Consider the following 21,348-nt stretch of genomic DNA (forward strand, 5'->3'; position numbering starts at 1 on the left):
TTTGTCCACTTCCCGCCACAAACGGGGAGCAGCGATAAGCGCGAAAGCGGCGGACCGCGGGGGCGGGGCGCGTAAAGTTGGAGTATCATGGGCGGATTTCTGATGTATCGGCGAAGCGATGTGGGAAAGCCCTCGCGCTTCGGTATTCTCAAGGCGGGTTCTTCACTACGGTCACACCTGCGTCCCAGTCTTGCCGAAAAGGCGGGTTACTCTTCCAAGCTCTATTCCCCCCACGGCTCAAAGCCGGTCGGAACGTCGCAGCCAGGCGGTGTTCACGTGGAATTTGCAACAAGGCCGACGGACATCGCCGTCCCGCTGGCCGGAAGAGTTTGAACGATGTCGTCGATGAAAATGGGTTCCGTGCGAGTCTTGCTTCTGGGCCTTTCCCTGGCCTCCGCCATGGCTGGATCGTCGGCAGCGTTCGACATCAAGTCAGGCGTGACGAAGGAGTCAGGTCCGTTCGACCTCTTCAAGTTCGGCTTCAACGCCTACAAGAACGGCCAGAAGGAAGATGCGGTCGAAGCCTATCGTTATGCCGCGGAGAAAGGGCACACCGGATCCCGCTGGGCTCTGGCGAACATGTATGCCGATGGCGACGGCGTGACGAAGGATGATTTTGCAGCCTTCAAGATCTACAACGAAATTGCCGCCGCCGGTATCGAGCCTGGCTCCGAGGACACCGGCTTCTTCATCAACGCGCTCATGTCGCTCGCCAGCTACTACCGGAGCGGTATCCCCGGGACGCCGGTGCGCCGTGACTTGTCGCAGGCGCGGCAGCTCTATTTCCAGGCGGCATCCGCCTTCGGCGTCGCGGACGCGCAGTTCGAGCTGGCGCGGATGATGCTGGCCGGAGAGGGTGGCGGCACCAGCGTCCAGCAGGCCAAGAAATGGCTCAACCAGGCCCGCAAGAGCGGCCATCCCGGCGCCATGGCGGTTTTCGGAGACCTGCTTTTCCAGGAAGGGCACACCGTCAGGGGGTTGGCGTTCCTGACGGCAGCACTCAATCACTGCAATCCCAATGATTGCGGCTGGATGCAGCAACTGCAGGAACATGCTTTTTCGGTCGCCAATGAGCAGGATCGACGCGTGGCTGTGGCCCTGTCACAGGAGCTTGCGGCGCGCGGGGTCCAGTAGGCGGCGTCGGAAGGATCAGGCGGGCTCGAAGTCTAAGATTGCCGTCACTGGGACATGGTCCGACGGTTTCTCCCACGCACGCACATGCTTCTCGATCGCGGTCGAGCGCAAACGATCAGCGGCCTCCGGCGACAGCATAAGGTGGTCGATGCGGATGCCATTGTTCTTCTGCCACGCGCCTGCCTGATAGTCCCAGAACGTGTAAAGTTTCGGCGCATCGCTGGTGGCGCGAACGGCATCCGTCAGGCCAAGAGCCTCAAGTCGTCGGAATGCAGCACGGGTCTCCGGCAGGAAAAGCGCGTCCGTCGCCCAGGCGGCCGGATCGTAACAATCATGCGGCTCCGGTATGACATTGTAGTCGCCAGCCAGGATGAGCGGTTCCTCCAGCGCGAGGCAGTTCTCGGTATGCCTGGCCAGTCGGTCCAGCCAGCGCAGCTTGTAGGGATACTTGACCGGATCATCCGCGGGGTTGCCGTTCGGCAGGTAGATCGAGGCAACCCTGACCGCACCGCCATGGACGGAGAAGACGCCTTCGATGTAGCGGGACTGGTCGTCGCCATCACCCTCGGGGAGACCGCGGATCACTTCGTCCGGCCGGATCTTCGAGAGCAGCGCCACGCCGTTAAAGCCTTTCTGGCCGTGGGTCTCGACATGATAGCCGAGTGCCTCGATCTCGAAGCGCGGAAAGTTCTCATCGACCGACTTGATTTCCTGCAGACAAACGATGTCCGGCGCGGAATCTGTCAGCCACTGACGGAGGTTGTCGATCCGCGCTTTCACTCCGTTGATGTTCCAGGTGGCTATCTTCATCGGCTTGCCGCTCCTCTGTCCGCTCTCTTTTAACGGAGGCGGCGCCGTTTGGAAGCCCGATCTGAAGATTCAACGGCGGGAGCGGCCTTAGACGGAGAAACTGGTGCCGCAGCCGCAGCTTGCAACGGCGTTCGGATTGTTGATCTGGAAAGACTGGCCGAGAAGGTTGTCGACAAAGTCGATCTGGGAGCCGTCCATATAGACAAGGGAGAGGCTGTCGATGAGCACCTTTGCCTCGCCATTGGCAATCACCGTGTCGTCGACGTCAGGTGCATCGGCGAGATCGAACTTGTAGGAAAAGCCGGAGCATCCGCCGCCCTCCACCGAAACGCGCAAAGCCTGCTTGCCTTCTTCGCCGGCGAGGATCTCGCGGATACGTTTGGCGGCCGCATCTGAAAGCGTGACGTTCGGGTTGGTCATCTCGTCTCCTGCCCGAGGTCAAGGCTCGGGAAAGCTTGATAGTCTCGGCTGTGGCCGCATTGCACTATAGGTATGAACGCTTAAATGGCACGTCAATGGGCCGCAAGGCGCGAGACCGGGCGAGAGGTTAAAGGACTGATGACGATCGACAAGGAGGCACTTGGCTATGGCGGCAGCGAGAAGGCGCCCTATGCGGCCAATCCGTGGGCTTCGCGGGGTCGTCTGTTTCCCGAAGGAGGAAGCCTTACCCGATCCGAGTTCCAGCGGGACCGGGACCGCATCGTCCATGCGACCGCCTTCAGGCGTCTCAAGCACAAGACCCAGGTGTTCATCAGCCCGGACGGCGATCATTTCCGGACGCGCCTAACGCATACGATCGAGGTAGCACAGATCGCCCGCGCGCTCGCACGTGCGTTGAAGCTTGACGAGGACCTCGCCGAGGGCGTGGCGCTCGTCCATGATTTCGGCCACACGCCGTTCGGCCATACCGGCGAGGATGCATTGGACGAGGTTCTGAAGCCCTACGGGGGCTTCGATCATAACGCCCAGTCGCTTCGGATCGTCACCAAGCTCGAACGGCGTTACGCCGATTTTGATGGCCTCAATCTGACTTGGGAAACGCTGGAAGGCCTCGTCAAGCACAACGGGCCGCTGCTGACGCCGGAGGGCGAGGGGACGCGGGGTCCCGTTCCGCAACCGATACGGGACTATTGCCAGCTCAACGATCTGGAACTGGCAAGCTTCGCGAGCCTCGAGGCGCAGGTGGCGGCAATCGCCGATGACATCGCTTACAACACACACGACATCGACGATGGCTTGCGCGCCGGGTACCTGAATTTCGCGATGCTGGAGGAAGTGCCGTTCCTCGCCGGGCTGATGAAGGAGGTGCGCGATCGCTACCCCCACCTTGAGCCCAGCCGGTTCACGCACGAGTTGATGCGCCGGCAGATCACGAGAATGGTGGAGGACGTGATCGGATGTGCCCAGCAGAACCTCAGCGAGATCAGGCCACGGTCTTGTGCCGACGTGCGGGCCGCTGGGCGGGTGATCGCGACCTTCTCGCCGGCCATGGCCGAGACGGACAGGCTGATCAAGAAGCTGCTGTTTGCCCACATCTACCGGCACCCTGAGATCATGCGTATCCGTGCGGGAGCGGCGCAGATCGTGGGCGATCTCTTCCAGGCCTACATGGACAAGCCCTCGCTGATGCGCAGCCACTATTGGGTGCAGCACATGGAGGGGTTGTCGCAGCCGGCGCGGGCACGGCATGTTGGCGATTATCTCGCCGGAATGACGGACTCCTACGCCGTCAGGGCCCATGCCGAGTTGTTTGACCGGACTCCCGATTTGCGTTAGGCAGCGCGCCATCAGCAACGCCTCATTAAGGATCCGCCCCGGCGGAGAACATGACATGAATCTCTTCGCCGACTTCGAGACCCGCATCAAGAACGCGCTCGAAACCATCGACCTGGTCAGGGAGAAGCGCGCGGAGATCGATTTCGACCGTATCACCGTCGAGCCGCCTCGGGACGCCAGTCATGGCGACGTTGCGACCAACGCGGCAATGGTTCTGGCAAAGCCGCTCGGGACCAATCCACGAGCACTGGCGGATCTCGTCTGCACCGCGCTGAAGCAGGATGCCGACGTCAGCGAAGTGAGTGTTGCCGGTCCGGGCTTCATCAACCTCAGGCTGACCAAGGCCTATTGGCAGCGGCTGCTGGCAGCCATGATAGGAGCAGGGACCGACTTCGGCCGCTCTACCATCGGCGCTGGCCGCAAGACGAACGTGGAGTATGTCTCCGCCAACCCGACGGGCCCGATGCATGTCGGCCATTGCCGCGGTGCCGTGGTTGGCGATGCCCTCGCAAACCTTCTTGCCTTTGCCGGCTACGAGGTGACGAAGGAATACTACATCAACGATGCGGGCAGCCAGATCGACGTCCTGGCGCGCTCGGCCTTCCTCCGCTATCGGGAGGCGCTTGGGGAGGAGATCGGCGAGATCCCGTCCGGTCTTTATCCCGGTGACTATCTTGTCCCGGTCGGCAAGGCACTTGCCGATGAATTCGGGATCCGCCTGCACAACATGACGGAAGACGAGTGGATGCCGCTCGTCAAGGAGCGCACGATCGACGCGATGATGTCGATGATCCGGGAGGATCTTGCAGCGCTCAACGTTCATCACGACGTCTTCTTCTCGGAACGTGCGCTCCACGCGGACGGCGCGCAGCGCATCCGCACCGCAATCAATGATCTGACCTTCAAGGGGCATGTCTATCGCGGCACGCTGCCGCCGCCGAAGGGGCAGTTGCCGGAGGACTGGGAGGATCGCGAGCAGACGCTCTTCCGCTCGACCGAGGTCGGTGACGACATCGATCGGCCGCTGATCAAGTCGGACGGCAGCTATACCTATTTCGCGGCCGACGTCGCCTACTTCAAGGACAAGTTCGACCGCGGCTACGACGAGATGATCTACGTGCTCGGCGCAGACCACGGTGGCTACGTCAAGCGGCTGGAGGCTCTTGCTCGTGCAATCTCGGGCGGAAGTTCGAAGCTCACCGTCCTCCTGTGCCAGTTGGTCAAGCTCTACCGCGACGGCGAGCCGGTGAAGATGTCGAAGCGCTCCGGCGATTTCGTGACCCTTCGCGAAGTCGTCGATGAAGTTGGCCGGGATTCGGTCCGCTTCATGATGCTCTATCGCAAGAGCTCGGAGCCGCTTGACTTCGATTTCGCCAAGGTGACGGAGCAATCAAAGGACAATCCGGTCTTCTACGTCCAGTATGCCCATGCCCGCTGCATGTCGGTCTTCCGCCAGGCGCGCGAGGCATTTCCGGATGTCGACATTGATTCGCTGGATCTTGCTGCATCCGTCGACCGCATTCAGGACGACCACGAAATGCAGTTGATCGCGAAGATCGCCGAATATCCACGGCTAATTGAGGCGACGGCACAGTCGCAGGAGCCTCATCGACTTGCATTTTACCTTTATGATCTGGCAAGTTTCTTCCATGCCCATTGGAACAAGGGCAAGGATCAACCTGACTTACGTTTTGTTAACGATAAGAACCGAGAATTGAGCATTGCCAGACTTGGGCTGGTGCACGCTGTCGCGTCTGTTTTGAAGTCGGGTCTGGCCATTACTGGCACTGCCGCTCCGGATGAAATGCGCTAGCGTCGCCACCATTTCCCCACAAAGCACTGGCAATGCCCCGAGTAAGTGTAGGTGGGTGGACGAGGTAATGGCAGACGATAACCTTGCGCGTAGCCGGGATGGTGTTCCGGAATTCTTTGCCGACGATGACCCGTTGGCGGAACTCGCCCGCATTGTCGGTTACGACGAGCGTCTTGTGCCGCGGCCGCCGGTGACGGAGCGCCGCGAGCCCGCCTTCAATCTCGAAGACGAGTTGCTGCGCGAATTCGAGCGCTACGACTCGCCGCGTGCTCATCAAGCTGCAAACCGTTTGGAGCCGTCGGCGCTCGCGGGCGCTCCAGTCGAACCGGTCCCCGTCCTGGACGAAGCAGCTCTGTCATCGTCTCTGGAGCCTATTGAAACGGCCGAGCCCGAATGGCTGGCTGCGAACGACCAGGTCCCGGCAGAGCCGCAGCAGTTTGCCGAAGAGGCAATGGCCGCCGATGTCGACATGCAAGTGGACAGTGAAGTCCTTAGGTCCCATCCGGAGTTCTCGCAACTCGACGAGGCGACGGACTTCGATCTCGCGGATGAACTCGAACTGACGCTTGGCGAGACGCCGTTCCGCGCCGTCGAGGCTTCGCCCCAGGTGGCGCAGCCAGAATCGACGCGGACCCGAGGTTATACGCCCGGCTTCCGCATGCCTCTTGCCAATTTCAATGTCGTCCGTGACGTGCAGCCTGTCGCGCCGACAGGTGTTGAGGTTCTTCCCGAGCCCGCCGCCGCACCGGCAGTGGATGAGGCTCGCCAGGAGGCCGTCGCGACCCTGCCTGCCGATGCGTCCTTCGACGCGCAGGCCCCGCTCGACATTAAACCTTCTGTTCCTGTCGCAGAAGGCGAAGCGCGCCTCGTTGCACCAGAACCCGAAATGGTCCCTCAGGCCGTTGCTGCGGATGAGGTGGCTGTTTCCGAGGATCTGTCCGCACTCGACGCACTGATCGACGATGTTTCGCGTTATCCGGTGCCGGAAGGCCTGCTTAGCGCACCAATGCCACCGGCTGCGGACGCGCAGGAAAGGCGGGCGGAGCCCACGCGCCATGATGAGGCCGTTGCTCTCGAATCATCGTTCGGAAGCCTGGATGGCGCGGAAGCCTCACCCCAGTCGGCCGAACCGGCAGTCGTAAACGAACTTTCGATCGATGACGATTTCGAGCTCGCGCTCGAGGATCTGGAATTCGATCTCTCCGATATCCTGCTGGATGACGAGCACGCAATGTTCGAGGAGCCAAAGCCGGCTGCTCCGGTTGCCTCGACCCTGGCTCCACAGACCGCTGTTGCGCCTGCGCCGGTCAAGCACACGGCAAGCTGGTCTCCGATCGCACGGGCCGCTCCCCAGCCGATTGCCCCGGAACCCTCGGTGGCACGCGCTCCCGATCCTGTTGCCGCTGTAGCAGCCACGGCGGACATGACGGAAGTCGATGATCTTCCGTTCGATCCCGCCATGATAACGGACGGGGAGGAGCATCCCGAGCCCGTAGTTCATCTGGACGTTCCTGACCTCCACATCGAGGAAGAAGAACCTGTAGCGCCGCAACGCAACGACTATGACTTTGATCTGGACGGCGAACTTGCGTCCCTCTTGCGCGGCTCTCCTGCGCTGGACCCTGCAAGTGAAGAGCCCGGTCCGGCTGCCGATGGCACCGCTCACCAGGCAGCTCCGGCTGCCGCCTATCCTGACCTTGACGATTTCGAACGCGCACTGGAAGAGGATTTCCGCCGCAGCCTCACTGCGCCGCTGCCGCCTCAGGAAGCCTACTCGGATTTCGAGGAGCCGGCTCACGATCGCATGCCGGCGCGCGACAGGAGGAGGTTGTCCTCCATGGCCGTACCGCTCGCGGTCGCCGGAGTGGTCATCATCGGCGGATCGATCGGCTATGCGTTCTTCTCAGGCGACGGCTCCTCCGTTGCGGGCAGCGGCGAGCCTATCGTCATTGCAGCGGATACCGATCCTGTGAAGGTGCTTCCGGAAAACCCGGGAGGAAAGACTGTCCCGAACCAGGACAAGGCAGTCTACGACCGCGTCGCAGGCGCAGCCGTCGAGGCGCCGAAGCAGGAGGCGCTGATCTCCACCAGCGAGGAGCCGGTCGATGTCGTCCAGAGGACGCTGATGACGGACTCGCTGCCGCTGGAAGGGCAGGAGGTTGCCGCTGCAGACGAGGACCTTGCACCGGGCCTGATGCGCGAAGACCGCCTTCTGCCGGGCGAGGAGGGGGTTGCGCAGCAGCCCTCCGCTGCCGATCAGCAAGCAGTTGCGGTCATGCCTCGACGGGTGAAAACGATGATCGTTCGTCCTGACGGGACGCTGGTCGAGCAGGAACAGCCGGTCGAGTCCGCCGTGGTTTCCGAGCCAATGGCTTCCCCGGATGCGAACAAGCTTCCGGCCGCCTCCGTGAAGACGGTTGAAGTCGCAGCGGTACCCGACACGGCAGTTGCCGTTGCGCCGGCCGAGAATTCGGTTGGTGCGGCTGGCATCGTCCCGGCATCGGCGCCGGTCGCGGATACGTCGACCATCACTGATGTGGCGGCTGATGCTCCGGCTGCACCTGCCATGGCGGCGCCGGTTCCGACCATGCGTCCGGCCCAACAGCCAGTCGACGTGGTCGCGGCGGTCAGCGATCGCGGAAATGTCCAGCCGACCCAGGAGCCGGCGGCGGCAGCGCCGGCCGAGCAGGTGGCGGCGGTTGCTCCGGGCGACTACGTCATCCAGATTGCCTCCCTGCCCAGTGAAGCCGACGCGCAGAAGTCCTACCAGAACCTGTCGGCGAAGTTCGGTTCCGTGATCGGCGGCCGTGGTGTCGACATCAAGAAGGCAGAGATCGCCGGCAAGGGGACGTTCTATCGCGTCCGCATCCCGGCGGGCAGCAAGAATGATGCCGTGGCGCTATGCGAGAAGTATCGCGCTGCCGGCGGAAGCTGCCTTGTCGCGAAGTGACGCAAGTCGCATAGACGTTGAAGATCGGGGCCCTTGCGGCCCCGATCTGCGTTTCAGGTGGATGGCATTCGCCTTTACCCGCAGGGCGTCTATGATCCGGGCATGAACGAATCAAAAGCAATAATCCTGGGGGCCAGCGGCCCCGTACTGACCGCCGACGAAATCGCCCTATACAGGAGCGAGCGTCCATGGGGTTTCATCCTCTTCGCGAGAAACATCGGTGAGGCCTCGCAGGTGGCTGACCTGGTCTCCGCCATGCGGGACGCGGTGGGGCGCCCTGAAGCACCCGTGCTGATCGATCAGGAAGGCGGACGCGTCCAGCGCATTCGCGCACCTTTAGCCGAGAAATACCCTTCTGCTGCCGAGCTGGGGGCGCTTTACGCGCAGGACCGGGAAAAGGGACTGAGGGCGGCATGGCTGATGTCGCGCTTGCATGCCTTCGATCTCCTGAAGCTCGGCATCAACGTCGATTGCCTGCCGGTGCTGGACGTACCCGTTCAGGGCGCCAGCAATGTCATCGGCGACCGGGCTTACGGTTTCGATCCGGTCGTGGTGTCGGAGATGGGCCAGGCTGCCGCGGATGGTCTCAAGGCTGGCGGGGTTCTGCCGGTCATGAAGCACATTCCCGGCCATGGTCGCGGCATGGCCGACTCGCATCACGAACTCCCCGTGGTGAATGCAAGCCTGGCAGAGCTCGAGGCGCATGACTTCGTGCCGTTCCGTGCGCTGAGGAACGAACTGATGGCGATGAGTGCCCATATCGTCTTCACCGCCATCGATCCCGAGCAGCCGGCGACGACCTCGTCAAAGGTCATCGAAGAGGTCATCCGCGGCAGGATCGGCTTCGATGGTCTCTTGATGTCGGACGACACGTCGATGAACGCCCTGAAGGGGACGATCGGCGAGCGCGCCAGACGAATAGCTGGGGGTGGCTGCGATATCATCTTGCATTGCAACGGGATGTTGGAGGAAATGAAGGCTGTCGTTGAAGAAGCCAGGCCACTCGGTGGCGATGCCCTTCGGCGCGCCAGAGCCGTTGAGGCCGCTTTCGGTCCCGGCGGCGGTTTGGACGAAGTCGCGCTGCGTCAGGAGTTCTGGAGCCTGCTCTCGCTCGCCTGACACCGGCACCTTGGTCGGGGAAGAGGATGAACATCGCGCCGAGTTCCATTCCGATGGACCAGCTTTGGCAGGACACCCCCGAGCGGGCGGCGGACGAGCCGGCGCTGGTGATCGACGTGGGCGGTTTCGAAGGGCCGCTCGACCTGCTGCTGCACCTCGCGCGCTCCCAGAAGGTGGACCTGGCCCGCATCTCCGTCCTCGCGCTTGCCGAGCAGTATCTCGCCTTCATCGAGAGCGCCCGACGCGTGCGGATCGAGCTTGCTGCCGACTATCTCGTGATGGCCGCCTGGCTGGCCTACCTGAAGTCGAAGCTTCTGATCCCGCAGCAGGCGAAGGGTGACGAGGGGCCGAGCGGCGAGGAGATGGCGGCGACGCTGGCCTTTCGGCTGAAGCGGCTCGAAGCGATGCGCGAGGCCGCGACGCGCCTCATCAATCGCAACCTCGTGGGGCGCGATGTTCATGTACGCGGTGCTCCGGAACACATCCCGCACCGTGTCCAGTCTGCCTATGACGCCAGCCTGTTCGATCTCCTTTCGGCTTACGCGAACATCCGGCAGCGCCATGCAATCACCCAGGTGACCATCGAGAAGCGCAAGGTCTGGTCGCTTTCGGATGCGCGGGACCTGCTGACCCGGATGCTGGGCGAGATCACGGAGTGGACGGTGCTGCAGCACTATCTTCTCCAATACCTCCCGGCCGACGATCGCGTGACCGCGACGGCAAGCGCCTTTGCCGCTTCCCTCGAACTCGTGCGCGAGGGCAAGCTGGAGATCCGCCAGGACGGCGCCTTCCAGCCGATCTACCTGCGGCAGGGACGCAACCCCGCGGTCGCTCCGGAGGTGGTCGTCGATGCCTTCTGAGCACCCCGATCAGGAGATGGAGGGGCCGTCTGCCGATCAGCAGGGGGACGCCGTTTCTCTCCTGGAGGCCGAACGCATTGCGGAGGCGCTGGTCTTTGCATCCGCCGAGCCGGTATCGGAAGCCTTCCTCGCGGAGCGCCTGCCGCAGGGCGCGCCGGTTGCGACGGTAATGCAGGGGCTGGCGGAGCGATACGTCGCGCGCGGCGTGAACCTTGTGCGGAGCGGTGATCGGTGGGCGTTCCGGACAGCGCCTGATCTTTCCTTCGTGATCCGCAAGGACGACAACGAGGTGCGCAAGCTGTCGCGGGCTGCCCTCGAGGTCCTGGCCATCATCGCCTACCACCAGCCGGTGACTCGGGCGGAGATCGAGGAAATCCGCGGCGTCCAGACATCGAGGGGAACGCTCGATGTGCTGATGGAGGCTGGCTGGATCCGCTTCCGGGGCCGCAGACGCTCTCCCGGACGGCCGGTGACGCTCGGCACCACGCCGGATTTTCTCGACCATTTCGGGCTGGAGGAACTGCGGGACCTGCCCGGCCTCGATGAACTGAAGGGGGCGGGACTGTTGTCGGGACGTATACCGCCCAACTTCCAGGTGCCAATTCCGTCGATGTCCGATGAACTGACCGAGGACGAGGATCCGATCACGCAACTCGATCTCGAGGAACTCGGTCTCTTGACACCGAGTGGTGAAGAAGAGGAATGAGGTCATCTTTCTTGCAAGCCCGGCCAAGGGCTTGAAGCTGCGAGCATGTAATGACCTTCGATTCCCAGAGCCAGGGTAGACAGACAAGCCGGGCAGCAGGCGTTTCATTCGCGTCGCGCCTGACGTTCGAGGATATCCATCACAGCTACCACGGCAAGGAGACGATCCGGGGCATTTCTCTGACCGCCGAGCCCGGAGAGGTTCTTTGCCTTCTGGGGCCATCCGGTTCCGGCAAGACCACGTTGTTGCGCATAGCGGCTGGCATCGAGGTCCAGAGCCGGGGCAGGGTTGTGATCGACGGCCGCGAAGCTGCAGGTCCGTCGGTCTTCCTGCCGCCCGAAAAGCGCGGCATCGGCCTGATGTTCCAGGACTTTGCCCTCTTCCCGCACATGACGGTGCTGGACAATGTCCGCTTCGGCCTGACGGCGCTTACGGCCCATGAGGCGGCGGCTGCTGCCCGAGCCGCGCTCGAGCGGGTAGGGCTCGCCCATTATGCCGGGAAGTACCCGCACGCCCTCTCCGGCGGCGAGCAGCAGCGGGTGGCGCTGGCCCGTGCGCTCGCGCCGCGACCGGGGGTCCTGCTGATGGACGAGCCGTTCTCCGGACTTGATTCGCGCCTGAAGGACACGATCCGCGCCGATACGCTCGCAATCCTGCGCGAAAGCCGCGCTACCGCCATTGTTGTGACCCATGATGCGGAAGAGGCGATGCGGATGGCTGACCGGATCGCGCTTCTGCGGGATGGGCGACTCGTTCAGGCCGGCAGTGCCGAGGAACTCTACCAGGCTCCGCGGGATCTCTTCGCTGCCGCCTTCTTCTCGGAGATCAACGAATTTTCGGGAATCGTGAGCGGTGGGCGGGTCGAGACACCGCTTGGTGCCGTACCGGCGCACGACCTCAGCGACGGGACGAACGTCTCAGTTGCGGTGCGTCTTTCGGATGTGCGCGTTATGCCGCAGGGCGGAACGATCGAGGCGCGGATCCGGTCGAGGCGGTTTCTCGGTGTCGTGGAACTGCTGAATCTGGCGGTTTCCGGCCGCGAGGAACCGGTTCGGGCGCGCATCCGGGCAGATCTCCTGCCGCCAGACATCAGCGACGTAACCCTGAGCGTCGCGCCACAGGACATTTTGGTGTTTGAAAAAGCGGATCAAACAGCATAAATCGGGACAAGCGAAATTGGAGTTGCAGTTATGGGTTCCTTCAGTGTTTGGCATTGGCTGATCGTTCTGGTCATCGTGCTCGTGCTTTTCGGCCGCGGCAAGATTCCGGAATTGATGGGTGATGTCGCCAAGGGCATCAAGAGCTTCAAGAAGGGCATCAGCGAGGACGATACTCCTGAGACGACGAAGACCGTCGAGCACAAGCCCGAGGATACCAAGGAAAGCACGCGGACCTGATCTTTCGGACCGGGTTCGGGGAGCCTTGTTGAATGCTTGATATCGGCTGGACCGAGCTTCTCGTCATCGGGATCATTCTGATCGTCGTGGTCGGTCCGAAGGACCTGCCGCCGATGTTGAGGGCGTTCGGCCGGATGACCGGCACCCTGCGCAAGATGGCCGGCGAGTTCCGCACGCAGTTCGACGAGGCCTTGCGTGAGTCCGAGATGGACGAGGTGCGCAAGACGATAGCGGACGCGCAGAAGCTCAATCCGTCGAACGCTCTGCGCGACGCGATCAATCCGCTGCGGCAGATGGGACAGGACATCCGCAGCGACCTGGAGAAATCGACGCGGCCAGACAAGCCGGCCGGTGCCGGCAAGCCGGACGTCGAGGCGCAGAAGGTTGTCGAAGGCGTTGTCCCTGCAGAGCAGCCTGAGCCGGTGAAAGTGCCGCCGCCTGCCATAACTCTGCCACCGACGCCGCCGGTTCTCTTCGAAGCGCCCGAGACGCCGTCCACTGCGCCCGCCAAGGCGGACAAGCCAGTCCGGAAAGCAGCCAAACCCAAAGCGACGCCGTCTGAGAAGCCGGCCGCAGCAGCAGCCGGGAGATCAAAGAGCAGCAGTGCTCCGAGGACACCCACAGCGTCCGCCGACGCGGCCGCAAAGCCTGCATCGCGCAAGCGTCCTGCCAGGAAAGCCGACACCCCGAAGGATGACGCATGAACGGTGACATCGAAGACAAGCCGCAGCCGCTCCTCGAGCATCTGGTGGAGCTCCGCACACGCTTGATGTGGTCGCTTGGCGCATTCTTCGTGGCCTTCCTCGTCTGCTTCTTCTTCGCCAAGGATCTCTTCAACTTCCTGGTCGTGCCCTACAAGTGGGCGGTGACCTGGGCCGACATGGACGTCACAAAGTCGGAGCTGATCTACACGGCGCCGCAGGAGTTCTTCTTCACCCAGGTGAAGGTGGCCATGTTCGGAGCGCTGGTGATCGCGTTCCCGGTCATCGCTTCTCAAATCTACAAGTTCGTGGCGCCCGGTCTCTACAAGAACGAACGTGCCGCCTTCCTGCCGTTCCTGGTTGCGTCGCCGATACTCTTCCTGATGGGAGCAGCGCTCGTCTATTTCTTCTTCACTCCGATGGTGATGTGGTTCTTCCTTGCCATGCAGCAGGCACCGGAAGAGGGCGAGATGGCGATCTCGCTCCTGCCGCGGGTTTCGGAGTATCTGAGCCTGATCATGACGCTGGTGCTGTCATTCGGCCTGGTGTTCCAGTTGCCGGTCGTCACCACGCTTCTCGCGCGGGTGGGCTTGCTGACGAGCGACTGGCTGCGCGACAAGCGGAAGTTCGCCATCGTCATCGCCTTCGTCGTGGCAGCCGTGCTGACGCCGCCCGATCCGCTTTCCCAGATCGGCCTTGCGCTGCCAACTATCCTTCTCTACGAGATTTCCATCTACGCCGCGCGACTCGTCGAGCGCAAGCGCGCCGAGGAGGCTCTTGCCGAACCTGCCGCGTCGGACCTTGCCGATACGGACGAGGTCTAGGCCCTTCTGCCTTGCCCGCGAGAGTGCTGCGTTCCGCTCGAAAGGCCAGGAACGATGCTCGATATCAAGTGGATCCGTGACAATCCTCAGGCGCTGGACGAAGCGCTTGCAAAACGCGGCGCCGAACCTGCGGCTGTGACGCTACTGGCGCTCGACGACAAGCGCCGTTCCGTTATCCAGAAGCTCCAGGAGATGCAGTCGCGCCGCAATGCGGCCTCCAAGGAAATCGGCGCCGCCATGGCGCAGAAGAATGAGGAGCTTGCCGAGCGGCTGAAGGCCGAGGTCGCCACGATCAAGGATAGCATGCCGGCGGCGGAGCAGGAGGAGCGGGAGGTCGTTTCCGCGCTTGACGATGCCCTGTCGCGCATCCCCAATATTCCGCTCGACGATGTTCCGGTCGGCAAGGATGAGGCCGACAACGTGGTGAAACACGTGGTCGGGCAGAAGCCGGGCTGGAACCACCCGGCCAAGGAGCATTTCGAGATCGGCGAGCAACTCGGCTACATGGATTTCGAGCGGGCGGCGAAGCTCTCGGGCGCCCGCTTCACGGTCCTTACCGGCCCGCTGGCGAAGCTGGAACGGGCAATCGGCCAGTTCATGCTCGACCTGCACACCACGGAGCATGGTTATACCGAGGTTTCCTCGCCGCTGATGGTCCGTGATGAGGCCATGTACGGCACCGGACAGCTTCCGAAGTTCGCGGAGGATCTGTTCCGCACGACGGACGGCCGCTGGCTGATCCCGACGGCCGAGGTGACGTTGACCAACCTGGTGTCGGGCGAGACGCTGGAGCAGGAGAAGCTGCCGCTTCGGTTCACGGCCCTGACGCCGTCCTTCCGCTCCGAGGCGGGTTCTGCCGGACGCGACACGCGCGGCATGCTGCGCCAGCACCAGTTCTGGAAGTGCGAACTGGTCTCGATCACCGATGCCGATAGCTCGATTGCCGAGCACGAGCGGATGACGGAATGTGCTGAGACTGTCCTGAAGCGCCTCGGCCTGCATTTCCGTACCGTGTCGCTTTGCACGGGCGATATGGGCTTCGGCGCCCAGAAGACCTACGATATCGAGGTCTGGCTGCCGGGTCAGGATACCTACCGTGAAATCTCGTCCTGCTCGGTCTGCGGTGATTTCCAGGCCCGACGCATGAATGCGCGCTATCGGGTGAAGGACGACAAGGCGCTGAGGTTTGTTCACACGTTGAACGGTTCGGGCACGGCAGTCGGGCGTTGCCTGATCGCAGTGATGGAAAATTACCTCAACGAGGATGGGTCGATCAGCGTCCCGGATGCGCTTCTACCGTACATGGGCGGCATCACCAGAATCGAGCGGGCGGCCTGATGCGCATCCTGCTCACCAACGACGACGGTATCCATGCCGAAGGCCTGGCGGCGCTGGAACGCATTGCCCGGCAGCTGTCCGACGATGTCTGGATCGTTGCGCCGGAAACCGACCAGAGCGGGCTTGCGCATTCGCTGACTCTGTCGGAGCCGTTGCGCCTGCGCAAGGTCGGCGACAAGCACTTCGCGCTACGCGGCACGCCGACCGATTGCGTCATCATGGGCATTCGCGAGGTCCTGCCGGAAAAGCCGGATCTCGTCCTGTCGGGCGTCAATGCCGGCGCCAACATGGCCGATGACGTCACCTATTCGGGAACCATCGCCGGCGCAATCGAGGGCACACTGCAGGGCGTCCGCTCGTTCGCATTGAGCCAGGCCTACCAGCACGACGCCGAGGGTGGGCGCATCGTCCCATGGGAGACCGCCGAAGCCTATGCGCCCGATCTCATCCGCAAGCTGAGCGATGTGGAACTCCCGGACGGGACCTTCCTGAACCTGAATTTTCCCAAGTGCGCCCCGAAGGATGTTCAGGGCGTCCAGGTGACATCGCAGGGGAAGCTCGATTTCGGCTTGACGATCGACGAGCGGCGGGATGGCCGTGGCCTTCCCTACTACTGGCTGAGGTTCGGCGAGCGGCTTGGCCACTTCCGCGAGGGCACGGATATCCACGCGGTGAAGCACAACCGGATATCTGTGACCCCGCTCAAACTGGACCTGACGGACCATTCGGTACAGGATCGCCTCGCTGAAGCGCTTGGATTCGGAGTGGCCGATTGAAGTCCAGCATGGTCGAGAAGGAAGGTTTTGCTGCGCTCGTCTTGCGTCTGCGGGCCGAGGGCATTTCCGATCTTGATCTTCTTACCGCCGTCGAGCAGACGCCGCGATCCCAGTTCGTACCGACAGCGGCAGCAGCCGACGCCTATTCGGCACGGACCACCCCCATCGAATGCGGTGCCTTCATGGAGGGCGCCGACCTCGCTGTGCGGATCCTCCACCATCTGCAGGTGAAGCCCGGCCAGCGAGTGCTTGAGATCGGCACCGGCAGTGGGTTTACCGGTGCCGTGCTCGGCCGACTGGCTGAACGGGTCCTGTCGGTCGATCGCTACAAGACGCTGGTCACCGGCGCCCAGCGCCGCATGGATAAGCTTTCCCTGCGCAATATCGTCATCCGCCAGGCAGACGGCATCAACGGCATGCCGGGCGAGGGAACCTTCGACCGCATCCTGGTGACCGGCGCCTTCACCTCGATGCCGCGCTTCTATGCCGAGCAACTCGTCTCCGGCGGCGCGATGATTGCGCCGCTCATGCGGGAAGACGGCACCTGTATGATGATGCGTCTCACGAAGACGGGAAGCCGCTTCGACCGCGAGGATCTGTTCCCCGTGCCCTACCTGCCGCTCGTGCCCCATATTGCGGCAGCACTTTGACATTTGCCGTCGCTGACGGCGGCATGGTTACCAAATTAGCAAAAAAACAAATTCGATATCCGGACTTTAACCCGCCAGTAAGACTAACAGGTTTTAATCTGACCTAACGATGGTTGCGTCACGTTAGGTCGAGTCATGCGTATCAAGAGTTCGCTCAAGTCCCGTCAATCAATTCTCCGGATTGCAGGTGCCGTATTGCTCGCCAGCGTTGCCTCTGGCTGCAGTTCTGATGCCACCCGCTTCTCCGGCCTGTTCTCCGACACGGATTCCCTTACTACCGCTTCCATTCCGCAGCGGCAGGGCAGCGGTGCCTATGGTCAGGCGCCTGTCCCTCGTGGCGATGTCGCTTCGGCGCCTGCCGGCGGATACGGCAATCGCACCGTTGCTCCGTCGCAGCCTTATCCGGCGGCCGGCGGCGACTATGTTTCCATTCCTTCGGCGGCACGTACGGCCTCGGCTCCGGCCACGGTGCAGCGCACGGAACTTGCTCCTCCCGGAGGAGCGGTTGCGGTCGGCAACGATGCGACGACGCGCCAGCAGGCTCTTGCGCAGCCGTTCCCGTCAGCTGAGACAGGGGCAGTGCGACCGGCGCCGCAAGGCGCTGCATCGGATCAACTGACCACCGGTACCGTCAAGACGACATCGGGCTGGTCGACGGTCAATGCACCGCGTGTAACCCTGAAGGCCGGTGAATCGGCAGCGACGCTGTCGCGGCGATATGGTGTCCCGGAGCGGGAGATCCTGCGCGCCAACAATGGCAACCTGGTTGCCGGGCAGTCGGTCATCATTCCGACTTTCGGTCCTGCCAGCAACTCCGCCAAGGTCGCCGCCGGCGACATCGACCTCCAGAACAAGGCTCCGGCCCCTGTCCAGCCGCAGGAGCAGAAGGTTGCTGTCCTGCCGGCGCAGGCCCGCGACAAGGCCACCGCCCAACCGGGCAAGCTGACTCCGCCTGCCGGCGCTGGCGGTACCTACACCGTCCAGCCCGGCGACACGCTGACGAAGATTGCCCGCGCCAATGGTCTCTCCGTCGATCAGCTGAAGGCGGCCAATGGGCTGACGAACGAAAGCATCCGGATCGGTCAGGTCCTGAACCTATCGCCTTCGTCGGCGCCCGTCGCAACCGATCCTGTCCAGACTGCATCGGTGTCTTCGAAGCCAGCCGTTCAGGCCGAGGCGCCTGCTGCCCAGAAACCGGTTGCGGAGACGCCGCCCGCAGAGGCACAGAAGCCGGTCGAGACGGCGTCAGTCTCCGAAGCGGCCGTCAAGTCGGACGTCACGACCGCCGCTCCGCAGTCGACGGGCATCGGCAAGTACCGCTGGCCGGCTAACGGCGCGGTCATCGCCGGCTTCGGCCAGAACGTCGAAGGCAGCCGGAACGACGGCATCAACATCTCGGTTCCGGAAGGTACGCCGATCAAGGCCGCTGAGAACGGCGTGGTCATCTATGCCGGCAACGGGTTGAAGCAGCTCGGCAATACGGTCCTGGTTCGCCACGACGACGGCAAGGTCACCGTCTATGGCCATGCCGGCAGCCTCAGCGTATCCCGCGGGCAGAAGGTCACGCGCGGCCAGACCATCGCCAGCTCCGGCATGAGCGGCGACGCGAAGCGTCCGCAGGTCCACTTCGAGGTGCGCAAGGACGCGACCCCGGTCAACCCGATCACTTTCCTTGAATAGAGTATTGCGTATCAGGGAAAGCGGAAAAGCCCGGCTCGTCCGGGCTTTTCGTTATCTGCGCTCGAGCGGCAGCCGCAACCGGCCCGCCAGATCCTGAATATACTGCCAGGCGACACGCCCGGAGCGTCCGCCGCGGGTTGTGGCCCATTCGAGCGCCTCGTGGTGAAGCGCCTCGCGCTCGAGCGGTAAACGGAAATAGTCGGCATAACCATCGATCATCGTCAGGTAGTCGTCCTGGCTGCACTTGTGGAAGCCGAGCCACAGCCCGAACCGATCCGACAGCGACACCTTTTCCTCGACGGCCTCTGATGGATTGATCGCCGTCGATTGCTCGTTTTCCATCATGTGGCGCGGCAGCAGATGGCGGCGGTTAGAGGTCGCGTAGAAGAGGACATTGTCCGGGCGGCCTTCGATGCCCCCGTCTAGAGCCGCCTTCAGGGACTTGTAGGCGGTATCGTCATGATCGAAGGAAAGGTCGTCGCAGAATACGATAACCCGCTGGTCGGATGCCTTGAGGATGTCGAGGAGAAGGGGCAGGGACGCGATGTCCTCGCGGTGCACCTCGACGAGCTTCAGGGCCGTATCGGTGGAGGCGCGGAGGTCCTCATGCACCGCCTTCACCAGTGACGACTTGCCCATTCCGCGGGCACCCCAGAGCAGCACGTTGTTTGCAGGGTAGCCTTCAGCGAAGCGCAGCGTATTCTCGTGCAGGATGTCGCGCACGTGGTCGACGCCGCGGATCAGCGACAGTGCCACACGGTTCGGGCGGGGGACAGGCTGCAGCCGTAGGTTGGCAGGCACCCAGACGAAGCAGTCGGCCGAGGACCAGTCGTTGGCTGCGGGCGGCGGGCCGGCAAGCCGCTCCAGCGCATCGGCGAGGCGCGATACCTCCGCAAGCAGGCGCTGATTGAGTTCCTCGGTCACGGCATCCTCCCGCTGATTTGGCGTGCAACGTCGTCGGGGAGCGGTTAGCACGCAGCGGCGATACGCAAAAGCCAGCCAATCGTGGATTTGGTACGCGAAGCAGCCTGTTTTTGTTGCATTCAGGGTAGGCCCAATTATATTCCGGCCACTTGCAAAAGGGGGGCATTGGGCTCCTGACAATCATGGAGTACTCGATGTTCATCACTGAAGCATTTGCCCAGGCCGAAGGTGCAGCCCCATCGGCCTTCGGGTCGGGCCTCGAAATGCTCTTCCTCTTCGCACCGCTGATGGTGGTCTGGTATTTCTTCCTGATCCGTCCGCAGCGCGCGCAGATGAAGAAGCGCCAGGAAATGCTGTCCAATATCCGTCGCGGCGACAACGTCGTGCTCGGTGGCGGCATTGCGGGCAAGGTCACGAAGGTGGTGGACGACAACGAGGTCGAGGTGGAAATCGCCGAGGGCGTCAAGGTTCGCGCGCTGCGCGCCTATGTCGCCGAAGTGCGGGTAAAGGGTGAGCCGGTCAAGACCGACGCGGCCGCATCCTGATGCCTCATGCGGCGTGCCTCCGGTGCGCCGCTCCTCCGCCTGGCGGAGAACTTAAGGAGGCACGTACCAGTGCCAAAGGGAATTGAAATCCGGGACGCCCATTTCCCGGGCCGGGCGCCGATCGATGCCTATGGCAATGGCGGGTTCCGGTTTGCTGACATGTCCCACCGCGGCTCGTTGCTCTGCCTGCCGTCGGGTATTCACGGCTGGGAGTTCGAGGAAGGCCAGCCGCTGACAAGCGAGGCGCTTGCGAGGGTCCTGGAGGAAGCGGCGGACATAGAGGTTCTGCTTGTTGGGACCGGCCGCGAGCTGAGACCGCTGCCGCAACAGCTGAAATCGGCGCTGAAGGCGCGCGGTATCGCCTCCGATCCGATGAGTACCGGAGCCGCCGTGCGGACCTACAATGTCATGCTTTCGGAATCGCGGGCTGTCGCAGCCGCCCTGATCGCGGTGTGAGGCGCGGTGGCTTCGGAACCCGACATAGTACTTTCGACGCTCCGCGATACGGATCGTGACAGATATCTCGCTTGCCTTCTCTCCCCCGAGGAAAAGCGGGGAGCGCTTGCCGCACTCTATGCCTTCAATGCGGAGATCGCCCGGGTACGGGACGTGGTGCATGAGGCTTTGCCAGGCGAGATCCGCCTTCAGTGGTGGCGTGACCTCATAGAAGGAGCCGCGCACGGCGATCCCGGCGGCAATCCGGTTGCTGCCGCCCTGCTTGCCGCGATCGAAGAACATCGGCTGCCGAGGGACACGTTCCTCGCAATGATCGATGCGCGGATAGGCGATCTCTACAATGACCCATTTCCCACCCGCAACGAGCTGGAAGGCTATGCCGGCGAAACCGCATCGGCTCTGATCCAGCTGGCGAGCCTCGTGCTGGCGCCTGCGGAAGCGGCAGAGACAGCGCATGCGGCAGGCCATGGCGGGGTGGCGCAGGCCATCGCCGGGCTTCTTCTTCTCATGCCGCTGCACCGCCGGCGAGGACAGCTCTATATCCCGCTGGACATACTCGCCGCAACCGGTCTTGACCGTGACGCGTTCCTTGCGGGGCAGGAGCGCGATCGGATCGCAGCTGCAATCGATGCCTTTGCCGGTCTTGGCCTGGAGCACCTGGCGAAGGCCCGCGCTGCCGGTCGGGTTCCCAAGGGCCTGTTTCCCGCCTATCTCCCCGTCTCCCTTGCCGAGCCGGTACTGCGGGATGCGGGCCGACATGGTGCGGCCCTGCTGGAGAAGAATGAGCCGCCGGCCCAATGGCGCCGCCAGTTGCGCATGGTCAAGGCGCAGTTCCTGCAGCGTTTCTGACGGCCGCGCCAACGTTCGCGCAAGCCTGTCCCTTTACGGG

The 21,348-nt window shown here is 63.0% G+C and carries 21 protein-coding genes; 18 read left to right on the forward strand and 3 right to left on the reverse strand.

The features are described from left to right. Positions 1–345 precede the first annotated feature (345 nt). Entirely contained in the window at positions 346–1,134 is a 789-nt protein-coding gene (gene exoR, locus FN060_RS06195; RefSeq protein ID WP_280514318.1) for an exopolysaccharide production regulator ExoR, read from the forward strand. Positions 1,135–1,149: 15 nt separating this feature from the next. Here the strand turns inward: exoR and xth are convergent, their stop codons facing one another. Together xth and erpA are read right to left on the reverse strand one after the other, a co-directional pair. After that, positions 1,150–1,944, reverse strand: a complete 795-nt coding sequence (xth, locus tag FN060_RS06200) for an exodeoxyribonuclease III (protein WP_142587330.1) — start codon at positions 1,942–1,944, stop codon at positions 1,150–1,152. Positions 1,945–2,031: 87 nt separating this feature from the next. Next, positions 2,032–2,364, reverse strand: a complete 333-nt coding sequence (erpA, locus tag FN060_RS06205) for an iron-sulfur cluster insertion protein ErpA (protein WP_142587331.1) — start codon at positions 2,362–2,364, stop codon at positions 2,032–2,034. A 138-nt stretch (positions 2,365–2,502) separates the two neighbouring features. Here erpA and FN060_RS06210 point away from each other — a divergent pair, with 138 nt between their 5' ends. The 14 genes from FN060_RS06210 to FN060_RS06275 all read left to right on the forward strand — a co-directional run bounded on the left by FN060_RS06210 (position 2,503) and on the right by FN060_RS06275 (position 18,534). Beyond that, positions 2,503–3,720: a deoxyguanosinetriphosphate triphosphohydrolase gene (locus tag FN060_RS06210; protein WP_142587332.1), complete on the forward strand. Its 1,218-nt coding sequence runs from the start codon at positions 2,503–2,505 to the stop codon at positions 3,718–3,720. A 55-nt stretch (positions 3,721–3,775) separates the two neighbouring features. Then, a complete protein-coding gene (argS, locus tag FN060_RS06215) occupies positions 3,776–5,533 on the forward strand; it encodes an arginine--tRNA ligase (protein ID WP_142587333.1) in 1,758 nt (585 codons plus the stop codon). Between the two features lie 67 nt (positions 5,534–5,600). Continuing rightward, positions 5,601–8,483, forward strand: a complete 2,883-nt coding sequence (locus FN060_RS06220; RefSeq protein WP_183950076.1) for an SPOR domain-containing protein — start codon at positions 5,601–5,603, stop codon at positions 8,481–8,483. 102 nt (positions 8,484–8,585) lie between these two features. Then, positions 8,586–9,602, forward strand: a complete 1,017-nt coding sequence (nagZ, locus tag FN060_RS06225; protein ID WP_142587335.1) for a beta-N-acetylhexosaminidase — start codon at positions 8,586–8,588, stop codon at positions 9,600–9,602. A gap of 53 nt (positions 9,603–9,655) precedes the next feature. Then, on the forward strand, positions 9,656–10,462 hold the full coding sequence (locus tag FN060_RS06230; protein ID WP_142588389.1) for a segregation and condensation protein A: 807 nt from the start codon (positions 9,656–9,658) through the stop codon (positions 10,460–10,462). Between the two features lie 16 nt (positions 10,463–10,478). Beyond that, complete coding sequence (scpB, locus tag FN060_RS06235; RefSeq protein WP_244665773.1) at positions 10,479–11,168, forward strand: SMC-Scp complex subunit ScpB; 690 nt, start codon at positions 10,479–10,481, stop codon at positions 11,166–11,168. Positions 11,169–11,218: 50 nt separating this feature from the next. Continuing rightward, the gene (locus tag FN060_RS06240; RefSeq protein WP_142587337.1) at positions 11,219–12,328 is read left to right on the forward strand and encodes an ABC transporter ATP-binding protein; all 1,110 of its coding nucleotides are present in this window, start codon (positions 11,219–11,221) and stop codon (positions 12,326–12,328) included. 30 nt (positions 12,329–12,358) lie between these two features. Beyond that, complete coding sequence (locus FN060_RS06245; protein ID WP_052638204.1) at positions 12,359–12,565, forward strand: twin-arginine translocase TatA/TatE family subunit; 207 nt, start codon at positions 12,359–12,361, stop codon at positions 12,563–12,565. A gap of 32 nt (positions 12,566–12,597) precedes the next feature. Then, positions 12,598–13,269 (forward strand): Sec-independent protein translocase protein TatB, encoded by a 672-nt coding sequence (gene tatB, locus FN060_RS06250; protein WP_142587338.1) that lies wholly within the window; start codon positions 12,598–12,600, stop codon positions 13,267–13,269. Beyond that, the gene (gene tatC / locus FN060_RS06255; protein WP_142587339.1) at positions 13,266–14,090 is read left to right on the forward strand and encodes a twin-arginine translocase subunit TatC; all 825 of its coding nucleotides are present in this window, start codon (positions 13,266–13,268) and stop codon (positions 14,088–14,090) included. The genes tatB and tatC overlap by 4 nt, the downstream gene beginning before the upstream one ends. 54 nt (positions 14,091–14,144) lie before the next feature. Beyond that, the gene (gene serS / locus FN060_RS06260; RefSeq protein WP_142587340.1) at positions 14,145–15,428 is read left to right on the forward strand and encodes a serine--tRNA ligase; all 1,284 of its coding nucleotides are present in this window, start codon (positions 14,145–14,147) and stop codon (positions 15,426–15,428) included. Next, entirely contained in the window at positions 15,428–16,204 is a 777-nt protein-coding gene (gene surE, locus FN060_RS06265) for a 5'/3'-nucleotidase SurE (protein ID WP_077547307.1), read from the forward strand. The genes serS and surE overlap by 1 nt, the downstream gene beginning before the upstream one ends. Positions 16,205–16,212: 8 nt before the next feature. Then, entirely contained in the window at positions 16,213–16,854 is a 642-nt protein-coding gene (locus FN060_RS06270) for a protein-L-isoaspartate(D-aspartate) O-methyltransferase (RefSeq protein WP_425312162.1), read from the forward strand. Positions 16,855–16,989: 135 nt separating this feature from the next. Further along, the gene (locus FN060_RS06275) at positions 16,990–18,534 is read left to right on the forward strand and encodes a peptidoglycan DD-metalloendopeptidase family protein (protein WP_142587342.1); all 1,545 of its coding nucleotides are present in this window, start codon (positions 16,990–16,992) and stop codon (positions 18,532–18,534) included. Between the two features lie 51 nt (positions 18,535–18,585). On the opposite strand, the gene FN060_RS06280 is transcribed toward FN060_RS06275, so the two are convergent. After that, complete coding sequence (locus tag FN060_RS06280) at positions 18,586–19,458, reverse strand: ATP-binding protein (protein WP_142587343.1); 873 nt, start codon at positions 19,456–19,458, stop codon at positions 18,586–18,588. A 194-nt stretch (positions 19,459–19,652) separates the two neighbouring features. Here FN060_RS06280 and yajC point away from each other — a divergent pair, with 194 nt between their 5' ends. The 3 genes from yajC to FN060_RS06295 all read left to right on the forward strand — a co-directional run bounded on the left by yajC (position 19,653) and on the right by FN060_RS06295 (position 21,308). Further along, entirely contained in the window at positions 19,653–20,003 is a 351-nt protein-coding gene (yajC, locus tag FN060_RS06285) for a preprotein translocase subunit YajC (protein ID WP_052638212.1), read from the forward strand. Positions 20,004–20,072: 69 nt separating this feature from the next. Beyond that, entirely contained in the window at positions 20,073–20,459 is a 387-nt protein-coding gene (locus FN060_RS06290) for an Mth938-like domain-containing protein (protein ID WP_142587344.1), read from the forward strand. Positions 20,460–20,465: 6 nt separating this feature from the next. Then, on the forward strand, positions 20,466–21,308 hold the full coding sequence (locus FN060_RS06295; protein ID WP_142587345.1) for a phytoene/squalene synthase family protein: 843 nt from the start codon (positions 20,466–20,468) through the stop codon (positions 21,306–21,308). Positions 21,309–21,348: the final 40 nt, after the last annotated feature.

This window comes from Pseudorhizobium halotolerans (assembly GCF_902153235.2).
Classification (GTDB): Bacteria; Pseudomonadota; Alphaproteobacteria; order Rhizobiales; family Rhizobiaceae; genus Neorhizobium; species Neorhizobium flavum.

Bases quoted from the DNA above. Each gene is read 5' to 3' on its own strand.
- exoR (WP_280514318.1), top strand. From the start codon at position 346: ATGAAAATGGGTTCCGTGCGAGTCTTGCTTCTGGGCCTTTCCCTGGCC.
- xth (WP_142587330.1), bottom strand. From the start codon at position 1,944: ATGAAGATAGCCACCTGGAACATCAACGGAGTGAAAGCGCGGATCGAC.
- erpA (WP_142587331.1), bottom strand. From the start codon at position 2,364: ATGACCAACCCGAACGTCACGCTTTCAGATGCGGCCGCCAAACGTATC.
- FN060_RS06210 (WP_142587332.1), top strand. From the start codon at position 2,503: ATGACGATCGACAAGGAGGCACTTGGCTATGGCGGCAGCGAGAAGGCG.
- argS (WP_142587333.1), top strand. From the start codon at position 3,776: ATGAATCTCTTCGCCGACTTCGAGACCCGCATCAAGAACGCGCTCGAA.
- FN060_RS06220 (WP_183950076.1), top strand. From the start codon at position 5,601: ATGGCAGACGATAACCTTGCGCGTAGCCGGGATGGTGTTCCGGAATTC.
- nagZ (WP_142587335.1), top strand. From the start codon at position 8,586: ATGAACGAATCAAAAGCAATAATCCTGGGGGCCAGCGGCCCCGTACTG.
- FN060_RS06230 (WP_142588389.1), top strand. From the start codon at position 9,656: ATGGACCAGCTTTGGCAGGACACCCCCGAGCGGGCGGCGGACGAGCCG.
- scpB (WP_244665773.1), top strand. From the start codon at position 10,479: ATGGAGGGGCCGTCTGCCGATCAGCAGGGGGACGCCGTTTCTCTCCTG.
- FN060_RS06240 (WP_142587337.1), top strand. From the start codon at position 11,219: ATGACCTTCGATTCCCAGAGCCAGGGTAGACAGACAAGCCGGGCAGCA.
- FN060_RS06245 (WP_052638204.1), top strand. From the start codon at position 12,359: ATGGGTTCCTTCAGTGTTTGGCATTGGCTGATCGTTCTGGTCATCGTG.
- tatB (WP_142587338.1), top strand. From the start codon at position 12,598: ATGCTTGATATCGGCTGGACCGAGCTTCTCGTCATCGGGATCATTCTG.
- tatC (WP_142587339.1), top strand. From the start codon at position 13,266: ATGAACGGTGACATCGAAGACAAGCCGCAGCCGCTCCTCGAGCATCTG.
- serS (WP_142587340.1), top strand. From the start codon at position 14,145: ATGCTCGATATCAAGTGGATCCGTGACAATCCTCAGGCGCTGGACGAA.
- surE (WP_077547307.1), top strand. From the start codon at position 15,428: ATGCGCATCCTGCTCACCAACGACGACGGTATCCATGCCGAAGGCCTG.
- FN060_RS06270 (WP_425312162.1), top strand. From the start codon at position 16,213: ATGGTCGAGAAGGAAGGTTTTGCTGCGCTCGTCTTGCGTCTGCGGGCC.
- FN060_RS06275 (WP_142587342.1), top strand. From the start codon at position 16,990: ATGCGTATCAAGAGTTCGCTCAAGTCCCGTCAATCAATTCTCCGGATT.
- yajC (WP_052638212.1), top strand. From the start codon at position 19,653: ATGTTCATCACTGAAGCATTTGCCCAGGCCGAAGGTGCAGCCCCATCG.